Annotated in this window: 21 protein-coding genes and 1 other annotated feature; of the genes, 19 read left to right on the plus strand and 2 right to left on the minus strand. The window is 35.3% G+C overall.

Annotated features, from left to right (window positions below; translation table 11 throughout):
- The first annotated feature begins 45 nt into the window (after nucleotides 1-45).
- From deoC to dtd, 3 genes are all read left to right on the plus strand, one after another.
- Nucleotides 46-696, plus strand: coding sequence for a deoxyribose-phosphate aldolase (gene deoC, locus BP18_RS05245; RefSeq protein ID WP_029278308.1), 651 nt, complete (start codon nucleotides 46-48; stop codon nucleotides 694-696).
- A gap of 256 nt (nucleotides 697-952) precedes the next feature.
- Nucleotides 953-3,163: a RelA/SpoT family protein gene (locus BP18_RS05250; RefSeq protein ID WP_029278306.1), complete on the plus strand. Its 2,211-nt coding sequence runs from the start codon at nucleotides 953-955 to the stop codon at nucleotides 3,161-3,163.
- A 104-nt stretch (nucleotides 3,164-3,267) separates the two neighbouring features.
- On the plus strand, nucleotides 3,268-3,714 hold the full coding sequence (gene dtd / locus BP18_RS05255) for a D-aminoacyl-tRNA deacylase (protein WP_029278304.1): 447 nt from the start codon (nucleotides 3,268-3,270) through the stop codon (nucleotides 3,712-3,714).
- 61 nt (nucleotides 3,715-3,775) lie between these two features.
- On the opposite strand, the gene BP18_RS05260 is transcribed toward dtd, so the two are convergent.
- The gene (locus tag BP18_RS05260) at nucleotides 3,776-5,095 is read right to left on the minus strand and encodes an N-acetylmuramoyl-L-alanine amidase (protein WP_029277575.1); all 1,320 of its coding nucleotides are present in this window, start codon (nucleotides 5,093-5,095) and stop codon (nucleotides 3,776-3,778) included.
- 205 nt (nucleotides 5,096-5,300) lie between these two features.
- Nucleotides 5,301-5,512: a binding site (T-box leader), on the plus strand.
- A 70-nt stretch (nucleotides 5,513-5,582) separates the two neighbouring features.
- On the opposite strand from BP18_RS05260, the gene hisS reads away from it, so the two are divergent.
- From hisS to truA, 8 genes are all read left to right on the plus strand, one after another.
- Nucleotides 5,583-6,908, plus strand: a complete 1,326-nt coding sequence (gene hisS / locus BP18_RS05265; RefSeq protein ID WP_029277573.1) for a histidine--tRNA ligase — start codon at nucleotides 5,583-5,585, stop codon at nucleotides 6,906-6,908.
- Between the two features lie 31 nt (nucleotides 6,909-6,939).
- A complete protein-coding gene (gene aspS / locus BP18_RS05270; protein ID WP_029277571.1) occupies nucleotides 6,940-8,709 on the plus strand; it encodes an aspartate--tRNA ligase in 1,770 nt (589 codons plus the stop codon).
- A gap of 146 nt (nucleotides 8,710-8,855) precedes the next feature.
- Nucleotides 8,856-9,893 carry a signal peptide peptidase SppA gene (gene sppA, locus BP18_RS05275; protein ID WP_029277569.1) on the plus strand — a complete coding sequence of 346 codons (1,038 nt, stop codon included), beginning with the start codon at nucleotides 8,856-8,858 and terminating at the stop codon, nucleotides 9,891-9,893.
- Between the two features lies 1 nt (nucleotide 9,894).
- On the plus strand, nucleotides 9,895-10,680 hold the full coding sequence (locus BP18_RS05280; RefSeq protein WP_051926201.1) for an RDD family protein: 786 nt from the start codon (nucleotides 9,895-9,897) through the stop codon (nucleotides 10,678-10,680).
- Nucleotides 10,681-10,769: 89 nt separating this feature from the next.
- Nucleotides 10,770-11,672, plus strand: a complete 903-nt coding sequence (locus BP18_RS05285; protein ID WP_029277565.1) for a deoxyribonuclease IV — start codon at nucleotides 10,770-10,772, stop codon at nucleotides 11,670-11,672.
- Between the two features lie 259 nt (nucleotides 11,673-11,931).
- On the plus strand, nucleotides 11,932-12,513 hold the full coding sequence (locus BP18_RS05290) for a LemA family protein (RefSeq protein WP_007725255.1): 582 nt from the start codon (nucleotides 11,932-11,934) through the stop codon (nucleotides 12,511-12,513).
- 35 nt (nucleotides 12,514-12,548) lie between these two features.
- A complete protein-coding gene (locus tag BP18_RS05295; RefSeq protein WP_007725252.1) occupies nucleotides 12,549-13,385 on the plus strand; it encodes a TPM domain-containing protein in 837 nt (278 codons plus the stop codon).
- 151 nt (nucleotides 13,386-13,536) lie between these two features.
- On the plus strand, nucleotides 13,537-14,277 hold the full coding sequence (truA, locus tag BP18_RS05300) for a tRNA pseudouridine(38-40) synthase TruA (RefSeq protein ID WP_007725250.1): 741 nt from the start codon (nucleotides 13,537-13,539) through the stop codon (nucleotides 14,275-14,277).
- 125 nt (nucleotides 14,278-14,402) lie between these two features.
- On the opposite strand, the gene BP18_RS05305 is transcribed toward truA, so the two are convergent.
- Nucleotides 14,403-15,236 (minus strand): pyruvate, water dikinase regulatory protein, encoded by an 834-nt coding sequence (locus tag BP18_RS05305; RefSeq protein ID WP_007725247.1) that lies wholly within the window; start codon nucleotides 15,234-15,236, stop codon nucleotides 14,403-14,405.
- A gap of 163 nt (nucleotides 15,237-15,399) precedes the next feature.
- Between BP18_RS05305 and BP18_RS05310 the strand changes: the two genes are divergently transcribed.
- From BP18_RS05310 to BP18_RS05345, 8 genes are all read left to right on the plus strand, one after another.
- Nucleotides 15,400-15,822, plus strand: coding sequence for a Fur family transcriptional regulator (locus BP18_RS05310; RefSeq protein WP_269319406.1), 423 nt, complete (start codon nucleotides 15,400-15,402; stop codon nucleotides 15,820-15,822).
- A gap of 195 nt (nucleotides 15,823-16,017) precedes the next feature.
- Nucleotides 16,018-16,191: a 30S ribosomal protein S21 gene (gene rpsU, locus BP18_RS05315; protein WP_007725241.1), complete on the plus strand. Its 174-nt coding sequence runs from the start codon at nucleotides 16,018-16,020 to the stop codon at nucleotides 16,189-16,191.
- 33 nt (nucleotides 16,192-16,224) lie between these two features.
- Nucleotides 16,225-16,671 (plus strand): GatB/YqeY domain-containing protein, encoded by a 447-nt coding sequence (locus tag BP18_RS05320; protein WP_007725239.1) that lies wholly within the window; start codon nucleotides 16,225-16,227, stop codon nucleotides 16,669-16,671.
- 184 nt (nucleotides 16,672-16,855) lie between these two features.
- A complete protein-coding gene (locus BP18_RS05325; RefSeq protein WP_029277559.1) occupies nucleotides 16,856-17,863 on the plus strand; it encodes a PhoH family protein in 1,008 nt (335 codons plus the stop codon).
- Between the two features lie 11 nt (nucleotides 17,864-17,874).
- Nucleotides 17,875-20,082 carry an HD family phosphohydrolase gene (locus BP18_RS05330; RefSeq protein WP_029277557.1) on the plus strand — a complete coding sequence of 736 codons (2,208 nt, stop codon included), beginning with the start codon at nucleotides 17,875-17,877 and terminating at the stop codon, nucleotides 20,080-20,082.
- A gap of 46 nt (nucleotides 20,083-20,128) precedes the next feature.
- Nucleotides 20,129-20,605, plus strand: a complete 477-nt coding sequence (ybeY, locus tag BP18_RS05335) for an rRNA maturation RNase YbeY (protein WP_007725233.1) — start codon at nucleotides 20,129-20,131, stop codon at nucleotides 20,603-20,605.
- Entirely contained in the window at nucleotides 20,589-20,984 is a 396-nt protein-coding gene (locus tag BP18_RS05340) for a diacylglycerol kinase family protein (protein ID WP_029277554.1), read from the plus strand. Before ybeY ends, BP18_RS05340 begins: the two co-directional genes overlap by 17 nt.
- Before the next feature lie 14 nt (nucleotides 20,985-20,998).
- Nucleotides 20,999-21,409, plus strand: a complete 411-nt coding sequence (locus tag BP18_RS05345; protein WP_007725229.1) for a cytidine deaminase — start codon at nucleotides 20,999-21,001, stop codon at nucleotides 21,407-21,409.
- The last annotated feature ends 8 nt before the right edge of the window (nucleotides 21,410-21,417 follow it).

A 21,417-nucleotide genomic window follows, 5' to 3' on the forward strand; every position in this document is an offset into this window, starting at 1 on the left:
GTATAATGAAAATGCTATCATCACTATAAGAAAGAGGGATATAATATGACAGTAGAATTAAATAAAACAATTGATCACACATTATTAAAACCAGAAGCAACGGAAGCACAAATCATCACACTTTGCGAAGAAGCAGCAGAATATAACTTTATGTCTGTATGTGTAAACCCAACTTGGGTAAAAAAAGCAGCAGAATTATTAGCAGGTACAGAAGTAGCTGTATGTACCGTTATTGGTTTTCCTTTAGGAGCTAATACAGCTGAAGTTAAAGCTTTTGAAGCAGAAAATGCGATTAAAAATGGTGCTACTGAAGTAGACATGGTTATCAACATTGGTGCGCTTAAAGGCGGAAACGACGCTTTAGTACAAAGTGATATTGAAAGTGTTGTAGCTGTTTCAAAAGGAAAAGCGTTATCTAAAGTTATTATTGAAACATCATTATTAACAGACGAAGAAAAAGTAAGAGCCTGTGAATTGGCTAAAAAAGCAGGAGCTGACTTTGTAAAAACATCTACTGGTTTTTCAACTGGCGGAGCAACTCTTGAAGATATCAAATTGATGCGTGCTACTGTTGGACCTGACATGGGCGTTAAAGCTAGTGGCGGAGTTCGTACGACTGAAGATGCTCACCAATTTATTGAAGCAGGAGCAACTCGCTTAGGTTCTTCAAATGGAGTAGCAATCGTAAAAGGTTAATTGGGTTCTAACTCGTATATGAAATAACTGAATAAATAAAGTAGAAAGAATGCGAGTCTGATGTGACTTGCATTCTTTTTTTCATAATTTTTTGATTTTTGAGTTTATATTGAAATTAATCATTAATATGAGTATAATATAGGGTGAATCAGTATTTAAAGCACCCATTTGGAGTGCTTATTTTTATACTAATCGAGTTGAAATAAGAAAGAATAATGAGGCTTAAATTAGTGATAAATGAAAAGAAGGTGACAAGATGCCCAAAAATAAAGATTACACTGCACAAGAAGTAATTGCGCTAACCGTTACTTACATGAATAGCAGTCATGTGGCTTTTGTCAAAAAGGCTTGTGATTTTGCTACAAATGCTCATAAAGATCAATTTAGAAAATCAGGAGAGCCTTACATTATCCACCCCATACAAGTTGCGGGTATTTTAGCTGAATTGAAAATGGATCCTGTAACTGTAGCAACTGGATTTCTTCATGATGTTGTAGAAGATACTGAGTATACTTTTGAAGATATTTCAAGAGAGTTTTCGCCAGAAGTTGCTATGCTAGTAGATGGTGTTACCAAGTTAGGAAAAATTAAATTTAAATCTCATGAAGAACAACAAGCAGAAAATCATCGTAAAATGTTGTTAGCGATGGCAAAAGATTTAAGAGTAATTATGGTTAAATTAGCTGACCGTTTGCATAATTTACGGACCTTAAAATTTCATAGACCAGAAAAACAAAGACGTATCGCTAATGAAACACTTGAAATTTACGCTCCGTTAGCTCATCGCTTAGGGATTAATTTAATTAAATGGGAATTAGAAGATACTTCGTTGCGCTATTTAAATCCTCAACAGTACTACCGAATTGTTCATTTAATGAATTCTAAAAGAGAAGAAAGAGAAGCTTATATCTCTGATTCTATTTCAAAAATTCAAGAGTCCGTTGAAGAGTTAAATATAACAGCCGATATCACTGGTAGACCGAAACACATCTACTCCATTTACCGCAAAATGCGCGATCAGAAAAAACAATTTGATCAAATTTACGATTTATTAGCAATTCGTGTTATTGTTGATTCAATTAAAGACTGTTATGCCGTATTAGGAGCGATTCATACTCGTTGGAAACCGATGCCTGGTAGATTTAAAGATTACATTGCTATGCCGAAATCAAATATGTATCAATCTATTCATACGACAGTTATTGGCCAATATGGTAAGCCTATCGAAGTTCAGATCCGAACAAAAGAAATGCATGCAGTAGCTGAGTATGGTGTTGCGGCTCACTGGGCATACAAAGAAGGCATTACTAAAAAAGTCGAAGATGATTCTGAAGGAAATAGAATATCGTGGTTTAGAGATATTATTGAGTTGCAAGATGATTCAAAAGATGCCAGCGACTTTATGGCAAGCGTAAAAGAAGATATTTTTAAAGATAAAGTTTACGTCTTTACACCTAAAGGAGATGTTAGTGAACTACCTTCTGGAGCAGGCCCGTTAGATTTTGCTTTTAATATTCATACAGAGATAGGCAATAAGACAATTGGTGCTAAAGTAAATGGAAAAATTGTTCCTTTAAATTATAAGTTGAAAACGGGAGATATCATTGAAATCTTAACGTCTCCAAATTCATACGGACCAAGTCGCGATTGGATTAATTTAGTCTCAACGAGTAAAGCTAAAAATAAAATCAAGCGTTTCTTTAAATTGCAAGATCGTGAAGTCAATGTCTTAAAAGGCCGCGATATGCTTGAAAAGCAATTGAATGACATGCAATTCCAACCGAAAAATTTCTTAACGAAAAACAATATCAAAATGCTTTTAGAACGCTTCAATTTTACAACAGAAGACGATTTATATGCTGCTATAGGGTATGGCGAGTTAACAGCTCTGGTTGTTGCGAACCGCTTAACTGAAAAAGAGCGTAGAGATCGAGACAATGAAAAGAAAATTCAAGAAGTTACATCTATTGAATTGAAAACTAAAAAAGAACCAGAAAAAATTAAAATAAAACACGAAGGCGGAATTGTCATTCAAGGAATTGACAATTTGCTTATCCGCATTAGTCGTTGTTGTAATCCTGTGCCAGGCGATGAAATTGTTGGCTATATTACAAAAGGACGAGGAGTTTCGATTCACCGGAAAAATTGTCCTAATGTTATTGCTGCAAAAGATGCAGAGAATCGCTTAATAGAAGTCGAATGGGAAGATACTACTTCTAAAAGTCAAGATTACAATGCTGAATTACAAATTATTGGCTATAATCGTTCAGGCCTATTGAATGAAGTCTTACAAATTGTAAACAGCATGACGAAAAACTTAAATAATGTAAATGGAAAAGTAGATAATAATAAAATGGCCACAATCACCTTAACAGTGGGTATTCAAAATATTCATCAGCTAGATAAAATAGTTGAAAAAATAAAATCTATTCCTGAAGTATACAGTGTGAGAAGGATGACTTCTTAATCCGTAACAGTAAAAAAGCAGAAAACGCCCTGTCCTTTAGGGCAAATTTCTGCTTTTTTAGTTTAAGTTGAATTTTTAATAAAAGCATAAGGGGATAGGTAAACATGAAAATTGTTATTCAAAGAACAAAAGAAGCAAGTGTGACCATTGAAGGGGCCATTGTGGGCGAAATTTCTCATGGATTAGTCTTATTAGTGGGCATTGAAGAGCAAGATCAACAGGAAGATGTTGATTATCTTGTGCGCAAAATCAGTAAAATGAGGATTTTTGAAGACAGCGAAGGAAAAATGAATTTAAGCATAGAAGATGTGGGTGGTGAAATCCTCTCTATATCCCAATTTACACTATACGCGGAGACGAAAAAAGGAAACCGCCCGAGCTTTATTAAAGCTGCAAAACCGGAAACAGCTATTCCATTATACGAAGCTCTTAATACTGGTTTAAGAGAAACAGGATTAACCGTTCAAACGGGTGGATTTGGCGCAGATATGAAAGTGTCTCTTTTAAATGATGGTCCGGTTACAATTATTATCGATAGTAAACAACACTGAAATTCCAGATGAAAAAGAGCTGATAAGTAGAGCACGTGCTCTACTTATCAGCTCTTCTTTTTTATGGGATAAAATATTGATTTAATGATTGATAAATGATTTCGGCAACGGTTGTTTGATAGTTTGAGGTATTAACCGTGAGTTGATCCACATCATTATTTAGATAACCCAACTCAATTAAAAGCGCTGGTTGAGTATTTTCTCTAGTGACATAGAAATCGCCAAAACGAACATCATTGTTAGGCAATAGCCCTTTTTCTTGGAAATTCCCACTAACGATTTCAGCTAAAGGCATATCTTTATCATGGTAGTAATACGTTGTCGTTCCGCTTATCTCATTAGCATGTTCAGTTGAATCATAGTGTAAACTGATAAAGACGTCTGCATTAGATTTGTTACTGATAACAGCTCGTTCATCTAAGCTCACAAATGTATCATCTGATCGAGTTAAAATTACATTTGCTCCAGCATCGCGTAAACGATTAGCAACAAGTTTAGCGGTATCTAACGTTACTTCTTTTTCATAAAAGGTATTCGCTAAGGCACCAGGATCGTTCCCACCGTGTCCTGCATCGATAACAATAGTAGCTTCAGCTAGTGAAGTAACACTTGCTGTAGGAGCTGGTGTTTGATCTGCAGATAAATCAACGACCCAATTGGCTACATAGCCTTTTTGACCATCTGGTAATTTCACTTGATACCAATCGCCTTCCGTAGAGAGGTAAGTGAAGCTTTCCCCTTTTTCAGCAGTTGTCACAACACCACTTTCTATTGAAGGGCTGTTTCTGATATTTGTGCCTGAACTACGCGTCGTAACCGTTTGGATAGGTGCGGAATCTTCTTCTTCTGCAACAGCAACTGTCGTTGTTTCTGTTGCAGACTCAGTCATTTTAATTAATTCTGAACTAATCCAAGCAACTTGGCCATAGTATTGAACTTGAGTCCAACCTTCTTGTTGAAACAGCACAGTTAATTCCGTTCCTTTTGTAACTTTTCCAAGAATATCCGAATCAGCATTGCTTTCACTCCGAATGTTTACTTCTTCTCCAGTCACAACACCAATTTTATTGGTTGCAGCACTCACTTCGGTATTTTCAATAAGCCAGCTGGCGATCCAGCCGATTTGATCGTTGCTTAAACGTACTTTATACCATTCGTTTTCCTCGGTTAACATGGTTACTTTTTCTCCACCAGTAACTTGTGTCATAATGTCGTAAGATAGTCCTGGTCCCGTTCGGACATTGACAACACTTGCATCCACTTTGATGGTTCCTTGATTAGCCAGAACAACGGTAGCGAAAGCAGTTAATCCGATAAACAATGCAATGATGAACAATGTGACAAACTTTTTTTGCTTTTTTAATATTAATTTATTTTCCACTGATAGTTTCACTACTTTCTTAATGGCGGTAACGCAACCAACTATAGATTCTATGTACTTTCCAATTATAGCAATGATGCGCTTTAATATGCAATTAAATCCTAATATTCCTTTGTATTTTTTTATTAATAGAGCAAAATGAAACCCATTTAGCTTTCTAGTCTTGACATTAGCTAGTCTTTCTTGTAACCTTACTTTAATATATAAGTACCCAATGACAGAAAAAGTAAGTAGTTCTGACGTGTGAATAGAGAGAATTTCCTTAGGCTGAAAGAAATTCCCGTAGAGTTAACTGAAAGACATTCTTGAGGGTTAGCAGTGAAAAGCTGTTACGTTACGAGCGTTAATCGTTGAGGAAAGCTTAGGCTTTCAAATAAAGGTGGTACCGCGTATAGTGAGCAATCATTCGTCCTTATTCTATTCAGAATAAGGATTTTTTTGTGTTTTTTTATAAATGATAATTGTATAAAATAAGGAGTGTTAAGGTATGGCAATTCAAAAACCAAAAGGAACCGCTGATTTATTACCAGAAGATTCAAGAAAATGGCAATATGTTGAAGAAATTTTAAATATGGTATTGGCTGACTATCAATTTGGAGAAATAAGAACACCAATTTTTGAGAGTTACGATTTATTTTCTCGTGGAGTAGGCGAAACAAGTGATATCGTTTCAAAAGAAATGTATGATTTTTATGATAAAGGCGAACGTCATATGTCGCTTCGTCCAGAAGGGACTGCACCAGTTGTCCGTGCGTTTGTTGAAAATAAATTATTTGGTCCAGAACACAATAAACCCTATAAAGTTTATTACAAAGGCCCAATGTTCCGCTATGAACGTCCTCAAGGCGGCAGAATGAGACAATTCCATCAATTAGGTGTGGAAGTTTTCGGTAGTACAAATTCAGCAACTGATGTAGAGTCAATGGCACTTGCAATGGCCTTATTTGAAGAACTTGGATTAGAAAAATTAACATTAGTTATCAATTCATTAGGAGATGCACAGAGTCGTTTAGCTTACAGAGAAGCTCTTATTGCTTATTTAGAACCTCATTTCGAAGAGTTGAGTTCAGATTCCCAAACACGTTTGCACAAAAATCCTTTACGTGTCTTAGATAGTAAAGATAAAAATGATAAAGAAATCGTGAAGAATGCACCATCTATTTTGGATTACTTAAGTGAAGAGTCAAAAACGCATTTCGAGGCAGTCAAAGCAATGTTAACGGCTTTGAATATTCCTTTTGTAGTAGACAGCAATATGGTTCGAGGTTTAGATTATTACACACATACAATTTTTGAAGTCATGAGCGATGCTCCTGGATTCGGCGCAATCACAACGATTTGTGCTGGTGGACGTTACGATGGTTTAGTAGAAGAAGTTGGCGGACCGGCTACACCTGGTTTTGGTTTCGCATTAGGTTTGGAACGTTTGATGATGACATTAGATGCAGAAGAAATTGACATACCCGATACGCATGAGGTAGATGTCTATGTCATTGGGTTAGGAGAAGCAACTAACCTTGAATCGCTTAAAATTGTTCAAGCGATTCGTGGAGCAGGATTGTCTGCTGAACGAGATTATATGAACCGTAAAATAAAAGGACAATTTAAAACAGCGTCAAAATTAAAAGCGAAAGTTGTTATTACTTTAGGTGATGCAGAACTTGAAAGAAAAGAAGCAAATTTTAAAGTGATGAAAACAGGCAAAGAATCAAGTGTTTCGCTAGCAGAAATTTATAAAGACTTCGAAAAATTATTCAATTTAAAAATAGCAGATATGACAGCTTTTAATGATTTTTTCAATAAAGAAGACTAAAACGATTAATTAGTGATAGGAGCTGGAATGAATGGGAAAAAGAACCGAATATTGCGGGAAAGTTTCGCGCGATTTATTAGGGCAAGAAATAGTATTAAAAGGATGGGTACAAAAAAGACGCGACTTAGGTGATTTAATTTTTATCGATCTACGCGACCGTGAAGGAATTGTTCAAATCGTTTTCAATCCAACTTTTTCAAAAGAAGCTTTAGCTATCGCTGAAGATATTCGGAGTGAATTTGTACTGGAAATTAAAGGGAAAGTTGTTGAACGGAGTGCCGCTGTTGTAAACAAGAATATTCCAACAGGTGAGCTTGAAGTAGAAGTATATGACGTAACTGTTTTAAATACGTCAAAAACAACGCCTTTTTATATCGAAGATGGTGTAGCTGTATCGGATGATAAGAGAATGCAATACCGTTACCTAGATCTTAGACGTCCAGAAATGACGCAAAATATGATTTTACGTCACCAAATGACAAAATCAATCCGTCATTATTTAGATGATCACAATTTTATTGACACTGAAACACCTTATTTAACAAAATCAACTCCAGAAGGTGCCAGAGATTACTTGGTTCCCTCACGTGTTCACCCAGGTCATTTTTATGCCTTACCGCAATCACCGCAATTGTTCAAACAACTGTTGATGGGTGCTGGGTTTGACCGTTATTATCAAATCGTGCGTTGTTTTAGAGATGAAGATTTGCGTGGAGACCGTCAACCTGAATTTACTCAAGTCGATATTGAAACGAGCTTTTTGGAGCCAGAAGAAATTCAATCATTTACGGAAGAGTTATTAGCTAAAGTATTAAAAGATACTAAAGGTGTTGAATTAACGTTACCATTCCCACGCATGGGGTATGACGAAGCCATTAGTCGTTATGGTAGTGATAAACCGGATGTTCGTTTTGGGCTAGAATTGGTTGACGTTAGTGCGTTAGTTAAAGACTCTAGTTTCAAGGTGTTTAGTGGTGCCGTTGAAAATGGTGGAGCTGTTAAGGCGATTAACGCTAAGGGTGCTGCTAGCAATTACTCTAGAAAAGATATCGACGCTTTAGGCGAATTTGTTTCTGTATACGGAGCTAAAGGCTTGGCATGGTTAAAAGTTGAAGAGGATGGTTTAAAAGGTCCTATCGCTAAATTCTTTAAAGATGATGCTGCAGCTTTGATTGAAAAAATGGGGGCAGAAACTGGCGACTTATTATTGTTTGTTGCAGATCAGAAATCAGTTGTTCACGATTCATTAGGTGCTTTGCGTTCGAAATTAGGCAAAGAATTAGAATTGATTGATGAATCAACGTACGCTTTCCTTTGGATTGTTGACTGGCCTTTATTGGAGTATGACGATGAAGCAAAACGCTATACTGCAGCGCATCATCCGTTTACGATGCCAAAAGAATCGGATATAGAATTATTGGAAACAGATCCTGGCAAAGTCTATGCTCAAGCCTATGATATCGTGTTAAATGGTTACGAATTAGGTGGAGGATCTATCAGAATTCATAAACGTGACTTACAAGAAAAAATGTTTGCTGCTTTAGGCTTTTCAAAAGAAGAAGCTGAAGAACAATTTGGTTTCTTATTAGAGGCATTAGAGTACGGCTTCCCACCACATGGTGGAATTGCACTAGGACTTGATCGTTTTGCTATGTTGCTTGCAGGCAAAGAAAATATTCGTGAAGTTATTGCTTTCCCTAAAAACGGAAAAGCAACAGATCCATTAACTTCAGCACCTAGTATAGTTAGTGAAGCACAATTGGATGAATTATCCATTCATACAACAAAAATTGAAGATTAACAGTCAAACAACGCGAGTAAACTAGTTTTATTCGCGTTGTTTTCTTTTTTTTTTAAAATATAAAGAAATCAATAAAAATATAACTTGTTATTCATAATCAGTTTTGTCAAAATAGACTAAGGAAACAAAATTTGGGAGGTTTATAGATGAATGCAAAAAGATGGAGTGCGATTGGTGTAGCGCTAGGTATTTTTATTTTCTCATTATTTTTCAGTAATTATTTTTCTTATACTGCAGATAAACAAGAAGCAACTGAATCATTAAGTGATAATTTATTAGGTGTATTCGGCACTACTGAACTGGAAGAAAGTATAATAGAAGCTGGAGACAGTTCAAAGCGAATCGTTGTATTGTCAGTAGATGGCACTATACTAGCAGGTCAAACAGCTAGTTTCACCGGTGACTCAGGATACGATCATAATGGATTCTTACAACAATTGGAACAAGTTTTGGTAGACGATACAATTAAAGGAATCATTTTGTCTGTTAATTCTCCAGGCGGCGGAACGTATGAAAGTGCCCAAATTAAAGATAAATTAGTTGAAATTCAAGAAAAAACTAAAAAACCTATTTATGTTTCGATGGGAAGCATGGCTGCCAGCGGCGGTTATTATATTTCAGCACCAGCAGAAAAAATATTTGCTGCTGAAGAAACGCTGACTGGCTCAATTGGAGTTATTATGTCTGGAACAAATCTCGCTGAATTATTTGAAAAGATAGGGATAGATGATACAACTATTAAAAGTGGCGAATTTAAAGATATCGGTTCTACCACTAGAGAAATGACTGAAGAGGATGCAGCCATTTTACAAACAATGGTAAATACATCATTTGATCGCTTTGTAGATGTAATTGTTAAGGGGCGAGGCATGGATGAAGATGTAGTTAGAACGATAGCTGATGGACGCATTTATGATGGTGCACAAGCTGTTGAACTTGGATTAGTCGATGAGATTGGTTACCAAGAAGATGCCCTTGAAACTATTCAAAAAGATTATAAACTAGAAGATGCAGAGATTTTCAGTTATCAAACACCTTCTTTATCATTTTCATCTTTGTTTAGTGCAAAAGTAAACAGTTTATTTCAAACAAGTGAAACAATGGAATCAGAGCTAGGTAAATTAGTGTCTGCTATTGGAACACCAGATTCTCCAAAGATGATGTATTATTACGGAGGTGAATAATATGTCTATAACTTCGGAAAATAATGAGCCAGAAAATGCAAAAGAATTGAAACAAACAAAAAAAGGCGATACCAAAGAATTAGATTTAGGTGAATTGAAGAAAGTATTAGCAACTGAAGAAGCAGAGCTTGAAAGAGCAAAACGGTTGAAAAAAGATGAAGAGAATAATGAAGTAACAACTCATTCAGAAAAAGCAGCATTTAAAACTTCCTCAAGTGAGATGAAAACAGAAGAGAAAAAACCAAAGAGTCCACAAGAACTTAGAGATGCTAGAAGAAAATATTGGCAAGAAAAACAAAAAGAAGAAGAACGTCATCGGAAGCCGTTTCACAATTTTCCTGCTTTTTTTTATGCGGGATTTTGGCTTAGATTATTTGCTTTTTCAGTTGATTCAATTGTTATTTGGAGTTTAAATCGATTAATTGTTAAAACGCTATTTTTAGTGTTGCGCTATCCACTTAACGAAGAGCCTTTTTCAGCGTTTTCATTAAGCAAATTGGCTGTATATCTCTTTTATTTTATTGTTGTAACAAAATGGACAAATGGACAGACAATTGGAAAAATTATTTTTGGAATTCGGGTCATCAGTTTTAAAGAAGAAAAATTAAGTTGGGGAACGGTTCTTGTTCGTGAAGGCTTTGGTCGTTACATTTTAAAAACATTCCCATTTATCTATTTGATGGTATTATTTACTCAAGAGAAACAACACTTAGCTGATTTTTTCAGTGATACATCCGTTGTTTCAGAGAATTTAGTTAGAGCAAGTAAACTTTCTCTCAAAGAGTAATTGAAAATAAATAAGTTAGTCTTAGTTGTTCTTTTGAAATAACTAGCTTAGAATGAAAGAAAATGCATTTAATGTTAGGAGAAAAAAAGATGGTTTTATTAGGTTCACATGTATCAATGGGTGGGAAAAAAATGTTGTTAGGTTCAGCGGAAGAAGCTGCTAGTTACAATGCTGAAACGTTTATGATTTATACTGGAGCTCCTCAAAACACAAGACGTAAATTGGTTGAAGATATGAACATTCCTCAAGGAACAGCGTTCATGGTAAAAAATAATTTGTCGAAAATGGTTGTTCATGCACCTTATATTATAAATTTTGGGAATACAATCAAACCCGAAAATTTTGCTTTTGCGATTGAATTTTTAAGAGCTGAAATTGTCAGAGCAGAAGCTCTTGGCGCAAGACAGATCACGATGCATCCGGGAGCGCATGTTGGTGCAGGGTCAGAAGCAGGGATTGCTCAAATTATCAAAGGATTGAATGAAGTGTTGCATAAAGATCAACTGGCACAGATTGCACTTGAAACGATGGCAGGTAAAGGAACCGAAATAGGGCGTAATTTTGAGGAACTTGCAAAAATTATTGAGGGTGTATCCTTAAATGATAAACTATCTGTAACGATGGATACTTGTCATATAAACGATGCTGGCTATAACGTTAAAGAGGATTTTGACGGCGTTTTAGAGGAATTTGATAAAATTATAGGATTAGAGCGTCTTAAAGTGGTCCATGTGAATGATTCGAAAAACCCACAAGGCAGTCACAAAGACCGTCATGCAAATATCGGTTTTGGCACGATTGGATTTGACGCTTTGAATAAAGTCGTTCATCACCCTCAGTTAACAGACTTGCCTAAAATATTAGAAACGCCTTATGTAGGAGAAGACAAGAAAGACAAAAAAGCCCCTTATGGCTATGAAATTAAAATGCTAAAAGAACAGACTTTTAATCCGAATTTATTAGAAGATATCTTAAATCAAGTAGGTTATTGATCAAAAGAGTGTCCGTTAAGGAGAAAAAGAAAAAAACTTTCTTTTTCTCTTTTCTTGTCTGTAATATTTCCTAAAAAAAAGGTTTTATGTCATACTTAATTCAAGAGAACAGGTTCGTTTAGAAGAAAGAGCTTAATGAGTAATGGTCTTACGACTATTTGATTGGCTATTACTTTTTCATTCTTTAGACGGATGCGCCAATCAATGAAATAAAGTATACTTAAATAAAAGAAAATAAATTAAGAAAGAAGGATGACACATGAAAAATATGAAAAGTGGCACAAAAATACTTATAGGAATCATCGTAGCAGTAGTGATTATCGCTATCCCTTTAATCAGCTCATACAATGGATTAATTAAAGAAGAAAGTAATGTAGATTTAGCTTGGTCGCAAGTTGAATCGCAATTGCAACGAAGAAATGATTTGATCCCAAATTTAGTTAATTCAGTTCAAGGAGCAATGGACCAAGAAAAAGAAGTCTTTTCGGCGATTGCAGATGCACGTGCTTCATTAAGTGGTGCGGGTTCTATGGAAGAGGAAGTAGAAGCTAATAACGAAATGAACTCAGCGCTGTCTCGTTTATTAGTCGTAGTTGAGAATTATCCAGAGTTGAAATCGAACGAAAATGTAACGGGGTTGATGGATGAACTTGCTGGAACAGAAAATCGAATTGCTGTTGAAAGAAAACGTTACAATGAAACTGTACAAGGATATAATAACAAAGTAAAACGTTTCCCAGGTTCTATTATTGCTAGAATAACAGGATTCTCAGAAAAACCTTACTTTGAAGCCGTTGATGGTGCAGAAATTGCGCCTGAAGTTAACTTCGATAATGAATAATCAACATTATGTCTTATGCGCGAGGAGAAAATCTAGTGAAAAAAATTAAGCCTATTTCAATTTTAAGCACCTTGTCGCTACTTTTCAGCTTATTGCTTTTAAGTATATTTCCTCTAACGGTTGAAGCTGCTGTTGATTATCCTGAACCATCTAATGAATTTTATGTTTTTGATGAAGCAAATTTACTATCAGATGAAACTGAAAAATTTATATTAGATGTTAATAAGCATTACGAAGATACTCAAGAAAAACCACAAATTGTAGTAGCTACCGTAGATAGTTTACAGGATGTTACAATTGAAGAATATACTGCTGAATTGTTTGAAAAATGGAAAATTGGTGGGGCTGATTTAGATAATGGTGTCTTAATTCTATTATCTGCTGAAGAACGTGAAATCCGATTTGAAATTGGGTATGGTTTAGAAGGGGCTCTTACCGATAGTGGAACCGGAGCCATATTAGACCGTAATATCGATGCTTTATCGAATAATGATTTTGATGGTGCCTTGAAAAATATTTTTACTGAAACAGCTGTAAAGGTTAATGAAGAGTATCAATTTGATAATGACACAATTTTTTCTGGTTATGAAGTCAATCCATCAGAATACAATGATGATGATGGTGGTTTTTCATCTATTATTATTGTGGTGATCATCTTTTTTGTTATCAGTAGCTTTTTTGGTGGCGGCGGATCTGGTGGAAGAAGAGGCGGTGGAATGTGGCCTTTACTATTAGGAATGTCTGGTGGAAGTCGTTACCGTGGTGGTGGCGGTTTTGGCGGCGGAGGTTTCGGTGGAGGTGGCTTCGGCGGCGGTGGAGGATTTGGTGGCGGCGGAAGTTCCGGTGGCGGCGGTTCCAGTCGTGGATTTTAAAGCGAAGCCAAATTTCTTTAACGTAAACCATTAGCAACAAACGATTAGATTGCACCTTGTCAACTAGACAGGGCAATCGGCAATTATGGAATAAATAGTGAAGTGTACGGTATGAAAGTAGAAACCGAATCAGAGGATTAAGAGGGATATAATGAGAAATATTAAAATGACAGTAGAGTACGATGGCGCTAGATATTTGGGTTGGCAGAGACTGACTGATTCAGATAAAACGATTCAAGGTAAAATAGAAAATACGATAACCGCAATGACAGGAACTAAAACTGAAATAGTCGGATCAGGGCGTACGGATGCTGGGGCTCACGCTAAAGGGCAGGTAGCCAATTTTAAAACAGAATCTACCATGGAGCTTCAAGCAATGTTGGACCATCTAAACCGTTATCTTCCCCGTGACATTGTGGTTAAGAAACTGGAAGAAGTACCGGAAAGATTCCATGCTAGATATAATGCTAGCGGTAAAAAATATAGCTACTATGTTTGGAATAACAGTGTACCTTCTGTATTTGAACGCAATTTCAGCTATGAGTACGCTGGTGACCTTGATATAGATAAAATGAATAAGGCTTGCGACAAACTTGTTGGAAAGCATGACTTTATCGGTTTCTCTTCTCTAAAGAAATCGAAAAAATCAACCGTTAGAACGATTAATGAAATCAAGATCCATAAAGAAGGCGACTTATTGCACTTTACGTTTATAGGAGAAGGTTTCTTATATAAAATGATTAGAATCATTATGGGTACAATTTTAGAAATTGGTGCTGGAACGACGGAGCTAGAATCGATTGATGCTATTTTCAAGAGTGGAATCAGAAGCGAGGCAGGTATGACTGTCCCTTCTCAAGGACTATTTTTAGATGAAGTTTATTACGATTAATAAGACTAAAATCCTCTAACAAAACCAAATAGAAACAACGAAAAAAAAGAACTTGAGAGATAACGCTTTAGGCGGTTATTCTTCAAGTTTTTTTATTTTGAGCAAGGAGTCTTTATTGACACAAATTAATTTTGTTCATGTGTCTTATGCGCAATTTGCAATGTATTAATAATAATAGCTGCTGTTTCTTCAATTGATTTATTCGAAACATTAATCACTAAACAATTTAATTTTTCATACAATTCTTTAGCAAAAGCTAATTCTCGATCAATACGGTCCAACTTAGAGTATTCTGTATCTGGATTCATTCCATAAGTTAACATTCGTTCTCGGCGAATAGAGTTTAACGCTTTTCGATCACTTGTTAAACCAACAATTTTTTTAGGATCTACTTGCCAGATCTGTTCAGGAATATGTGCTTCCGGTATAAGAGGTAGATTAGCTACTTTATAATTTTGATTAGCCAAAAACATACTTAATGGTGTTTTTGAGGTTCTAGAAATGCCGAGTAATACGATGTCTGCTTCTAAGAAACCTTTTGGATCACGGCCATCATCAAATTTAACTGCAAATTCAATAGCTTTTATTCGATTAAAATAAGTTTCATCTAAAAGATGTAATGCTCCTGGTTTTTGTAAAGGAGCTAGTTCAGAACGAGTTTCTATTTCTCTAATGATTGGAGATAATGGATCAAAACAAACTAATTCATGTTCTTTGCAAAAAACTTGAGCCATTTTATTCAGCTCTTCATCTACAAAAGTGTGAAGAACTAACGCATTATCAATGTCTGCTTTTTCTAATATGGATATGAGCGTATCTGTTCCACGGATAAAGGGGTATGCTGAAACCTTTATATCGGCATCAGGAAACTGAGTCATGGCTGCTTGACCGAGTTGATTAGCCGTTCCTCCTACTGAATCTGAAATAATATATAAATTAATTGTTTTTTGTGAAGACATTTTGTTCCTCCTCATTATTTCTACTTACTTTCCTAATAGTATACAGGAATACGGAGTGAAACGACAATGAATCACTTATGAAAGATGCAAGATTTACAACTTGATTAATACTAGACGGATAAGTTATACTACTTGATGGTAAATGGTTCATGTAAAGGAGGCGATCATCTATATGACAGCAGTTGAACAAGCTATTGAAACGTTAAAAGAACATGGATATAAATATACTGATAAACGCGAAAATATGTTATCCGTATTTGCCGCGGAAAATCGATATTTAACAGCAAAAGAAGTACAACTAGGTTTAAAAGAAAGATACCCTTCTATTAGTTATGATACAATTTATCGTAATATTTATACTTTTGTAGAATTAAATGTTCTTGAGGAAACGGAATTAAACGGAGAAAAAATGTTTCGTTTTGGATGCAAACACACTGGGCATCACCATCATTTTATTTGTACAAATTGTGGGAAAACAAAACAAATCGAAATGTGTCCAATGAATTTTTTCGAAAATCAATTAAATGGGTGCACAATTGAGTCCCATCGGTTTGAAATTTTCGGAAAATGTGAAAAATGTTCTTAAATAAAATGATAAAAGTGCAATAAACTTCAAAAAAAAGCAATAAAGTGTTCTTTTTTATTGAAATATGGAAATGTTGTATTGACGTAAAAAAATACATTCGATATAATAAGGAAGGACAGTGTTTATGAATGCAGTAATTTATTAGTGTGTTCTAAATAACGGTTACTTTTTCAAGCACGGAGGGAGGGAATTTATATGTCAAAAACAGTTATTAAGAAAAATGAATCTCTTGATGATGCTCTTCGTCGCTTTAAACGTTCCGTTTCAAAAACAGGTACTTTACAAGAAGCTCGTAAACGCGAATTCTATGAAAAACCAAGTGTGAAACGTAAGAAAAAATCTGAAGCAGCTAGAAAACGTAAATTCTAGTAAATTGCTTTTAGAATTGAGGGTGGGAAAGTCTTGTCACTTTTAGAAACCATTAATGACGACATTAAAACTGCGATGAAAGCCAGAGATAAAGAATCTTTAGCTGTACTACGTATGTTAAAAGCTGCATTGCAAAATGATCAAATCAGCAAAGGTAATGAATTAAGTGAGGATGAAGAGTTAACAGTTCTTTCTCGCGAAATGAAACAACGTCGTGAATCTCTTGCGGAGTTTAAAGATGCTGGTCGAGAAGACTTGGTTGAACAAACAGAAGCAGCTATTGATATCGTTGGAAACTATTTACCTCAACAACTTTCTGAAAACGAACTTAAAGCGATTATTCAAGAAGCTATTACTAAGGTAGATGCTAAGTCTATGAAAGATTTTGGGAAAGTTATGGGAGTTGTTATGCCTTTAACAAAAGGTAAAGCAGACGGTAACGAAGTAAATCGATTAGTAAAAGAACTATTGAATGCTTAAGGATAAGCAATTATCCTCTAAAAAAGATAAAGTTAAGATTTTTCTTAACTTTATCTTTTTTTTGCTCTTAATGTTCCCTAATTGCTCTTCTATCTAAGAAGGAAAGCTTCATTTTAGACAAAAAATGTGCTATTCTTTAAAGTATAGAAAGAAAAAGGAGAGTGTTGTTTGTTTGACTAACTTAATGAACGAAACACGTTTAGTAAATTTGAAAAACGAAAATACTGCAGCTATTCTATTTGGTACTCAAGATAAACATTTAGCTTTATTAGAAGACTCAATGGAAGTTGTCATTAACAGCCGTGGAAGCCATTTAGAAATTATCGGTACTGAAGAAAAGACAGCTGTAGTGGAAGCAATCCTTAATCAATTAGAAGAACTAATCAAACGTTCCATTAGTATAGGACCTGCGGATGTCGTAACGGCTATCAAAATGGCGAAAAATAACACTCTGCAATTCTTTATTAGTATGTATGAAGAAGAAATAGGAAAAGATCATGACGGTAAGCCCATAAGAGCAAAAACCTTTGGGCAACGTCAATACATCCAATCAATTAAAAAGAATGACATTACGTTTGGAGTGGGACCTGCTGGGACAGGTAAGACATACTTAGCGGTCGTTATGGCTGTTGCTGCGATGAAAAAAGGTGAAGTGAAAAAAATCATTCTTACTCGTCCGGCAGTTGAAGCAGGTGAAAGTCTAGGCTTTCTACCCGGAGACTTAAAAGAGAAAGTTGATCCATACTTACGTCCGATTTATGATGCGTTATATAACGTCTTTGGCTTAGAACATACCACTCGTCTAATGGATCGAAATGTGATTGAAATTGCTCCTTTAGCTTATATGAGAGGGCGAACCTTAGAAGATGCTTTCGTGATACTTGATGAAGCACAAAACACGACGAAAGCCCAAATGAAAATGTTCCTTACTCGCCTTGGTTTTGGTTCAAAGATGATCGTAAATGGAGATGTTACTCAAATTGATCTGCCAAGAGGAGCGATGAGTGGACTCGTTCATGCTGAAAAAGTTTTAAATCAAGTTAAAGGTATTCATTTTGTTCAATTTGACTCAAATGATGTTGTTCGTCATCCGGTAGTAGCAAATATTATCAATGCTTATAACGAAGAAAAAACATTAAGTGAAGGTAAAAAGAGCGATATTGAAAAATTGACTAGCGAAAAAAACGAATAGGAAGTGAATGAATGCGAAGAAATTTAATACGCCTTCAGAAAAAAATGGGCAAACTATATATTCCTTCTATTCTTTTGCTTACATCAGTCATTTTATTTTCAATCATGTACAGTGCTGTTAAACCAAAATCTTTAGATATTGAGCTCTTTCAAGTAGCTGAAGAAACCATAAGAGCAAATGCAACTGTTGAAGATAAAGAAAAAACAGCAGAAAATAAAACGACTGTTGCAGCGACTGTTGCTCCTGTATATACGTATAATGCCGATTTAAAAGATATTCAAACTGCAAAAGTAGAAGTTTTATTCGCTACGGTAGATGAAGTAATCCAAGAAGGAAACAAAGCATATGAAGACAATTTAAAGGAAACAAGAAAAAAGGCCTCAGAAAGTAACAGTTCGATATCTTCTCAAGAATTGTCAGAAATAAAAGTAGATCAATTAACGAATGATGCCCTATTAGGTATGTTCAATGAAAAGTTGAATAATCTAGACGAAGCTACAAAAGCTTTCATTGAGATGCTTCCTGATTGGGCGATTTTAGATTTAATCGCGACTGATGAAAAAATTTTAACCAGCATGAAAGAATCTATTGCTTTCGTGGTTTCTGATGCGATGACTCAACCCATAAAGAATGAAGAAATAAACGAAGTTAAATTGGAAGCAAATAATAATTTAGATTATTCTGATTTGGATTCAAATATGCAACGAATAGCAAGCTTGATTGTTGATAATGCAATTGTTGAAAATAACATTTACAACGAAAATGCTACTGAGCAGAAAAAAGAAGAAGAGATGGCAAACGTTCAACCGTCATTGATTTTACAAGGACAAGTAATCGTTCAAGAAGGTCATGTCGTTGATAGTAACGATATGCACCAGTTGGAGTTACTAGGCTTGTTAGATGATGATTCTTCTAAACAAGCTTTATATGGGCTAATTGTTTTGCTATTTACTCAAGCGCTATTATTGTTCTATTTAGGAAAATCAAGAAACATTGATAGGATAGAACATGGACGTCAAATTAGCTTTTACTCCATCGTTATGGTGGCTTCACTATTATTGATGAAAGGGTTACAGTTGATTCAAACGGCCGATATAGAATTTATTGGTTTATTGTTTCCAGCTGCATTGACCTCCATTTTATTGACCGCATTTGGTTCAAGACGTTTTGGTATTTTAGCTAATGGATTTACCGCAGCGTTTTCTATCTTTATTTTTAGCCCTGATTCAGGAACCAGTTTTAGTATTGTGTTGGTTCTGTTTTATCTACTAAGTGGCATGATGGGTACGATGATCACCCGTACTAAAATTACAAACCAATTTTGGTCAAGTTTTATATGGGTAACGGTTTTTAATGCCTTATTTATTAGCTCTTTTGTTTTATACTTAAATATGACTATTTGGTCTCAACAGACGTTTTTAATCGTTGTTTATGCCCTCTCAAGCGGCATCATATCTTACTTGCTAGCGGTACTTCTATCGCCTTATATTGAAGTATTGTTTAGTGAAAATGCGGTATTAACCTTAACAGAATTGTCTAACCCAAATAGCTCTTTGTTAAAAGAACTGCTAACGAAAGCTCCAGGAACCTATCATCATAGTTTGATGGTAGCGAACCTAAGCGCAAATGCTGTTGGGGCTATCGGAGGAGATTCATTATTTGCTCGCGTAGCTTGTTATTATCATGATGTTGGTAAATTACGTCATTCACTCTTTTTTGTCGAAAATTTACCGCCTGGAATGGAAAATCCACATAATTTATTGACTCCTTTTGAAAGTAAAGAAATTATTTTCGGACATGTTTCTGAAGGTGTGAAAATGTTAGAAGCAGCTAAATTACCTCAATCAATCATTGATATTTGTGCTCAGCATCATGGAACGACTCTTATGAAATATTTTTATGTTGCTGCTAAAGAGAAAGATGATACTGTTCTTGAGAGTGATTTTAGGTATCCTGGTCCGAAACCACAAACAAAAGAAGCAGCGGTCATCAATATTGCAGATAGTGCTGAGGCAGCTGTAAGGTCAATGTCACATCCTACTAAAGAAACCATTGAAAATTTTGTTCATAATTTAATTAATGGTAGAATTGTAGATGGTCAGTTTGATGAGTGTTCAATTTCTTTAAAAGAATTGAAAGTAGTTGAACAAGCCATCTGTACAGGATTAAACGGGACATTCCATTCGAGGATTGAATATCCGGCTTTAAAAAAAGAATGATTTTAAGCATAGAACAGTAAAATAAAAAGGAGTGAGGATAGCCCTTATGGAACTAGATTTGTATGATGAAACAAACCAAATTACAATGGAACAAAAAGAAATGGTGAATTCTTTATTGGAGTTTGCTGGTAAGCATATAGAGTTGCCAAAAGATACAGAGATGTCTGTGACCTTCGTAGACAACGAAAATATTCAAAAAATTAATAAAACTTATCGTGGCAAAGATCAGCCAACGGATGTTATAAGTTTTGCAATTGAAGATGAAGTAGAAGATGAATTAATGATCAATTTTGATGAATTAGATGAACCGATGCCAAGAAATATTGGCGATATCATCATTTCAGTTGATAAAACCGCAAGCCAAGCCAAAGAATATAACCATTCTTTTGATCGAGAATTAGGATTTCTTGCCTTACATGGTTTCTTACATCTAAATGGGTACGATCATATGAATCCTGAAGATGAAAAAGAAATGTTTGGGTTGCAGAAAGAGATATTAGAAGCTTATGGACTTAAAAGATAAAAGTGGAATTGGGAAAAATTCTACATTTCTTGACTCTTTTAAATATGCATTTAAGGGAGTTTTAACCGCATTTCAAGAAGAAAGAAATATGCGTTCACATATTTTGATTGGTTTAATTGTTTTGATTTTGTGTGCATTCCTTAATTTAGTCGTCAATGAATGGCTATGGGTTATTTTCAGTGTCTTCTTAGTTATCATAATGGAAGTTTGGAATACTGTAATCGAAAATGTAGTCGACTTAGCAGCTAAAGATCAGTATCATCCTTTGGCAAAGAAAGCAAAAGACATGGCAGCTGCAGCTGTTTTAGTTACCGCAACTTTTTCCATTGTTGTAGCTGCAATCATTATTTTACCTAAATTATGGCAAATACTATTTTAAAGGAGATTTTACTTATGCACTTGACAGATCAAAAAGTCGACACACTTATTAATAAAGCAACGGACATGTTAGAAAAGGCTTATGTCCCTTATTCTCATTTTCCAGTTGGAGCAGCTCTTTTAACGAAAGAGGGAGAAATTTTTTCAGGCTGCAATATTGAAAATGCTTCTTTTGGTTTAACCAATTGCGCAGAGCGAACAGCAATCTTCAAAGCTATTTCTGAGGGGAATAAAGAATTTGACTATTTAGTGGTAACGGGTGATACAGATGGTCCTATTTCTCCTTGTGGAGCATGTAGACAAGTACTGGCAGAATTCTGTGGGCCAGACATGCCAGTTTTATTAACAAATAATAAAGGCAACAAACAATTCACAACGGTTGGCGAATTGCTGCCGGGAGCTTTTAAATCGGAGGATATGGTTTAATGAAAAAT

The sequence above is a fragment of the Carnobacterium jeotgali MS3 genome (assembly GCF_000745125.1).
GTDB lineage: Bacteria > Bacillota > Bacilli > Lactobacillales > Carnobacteriaceae > Carnobacterium_B > Carnobacterium_B jeotgali.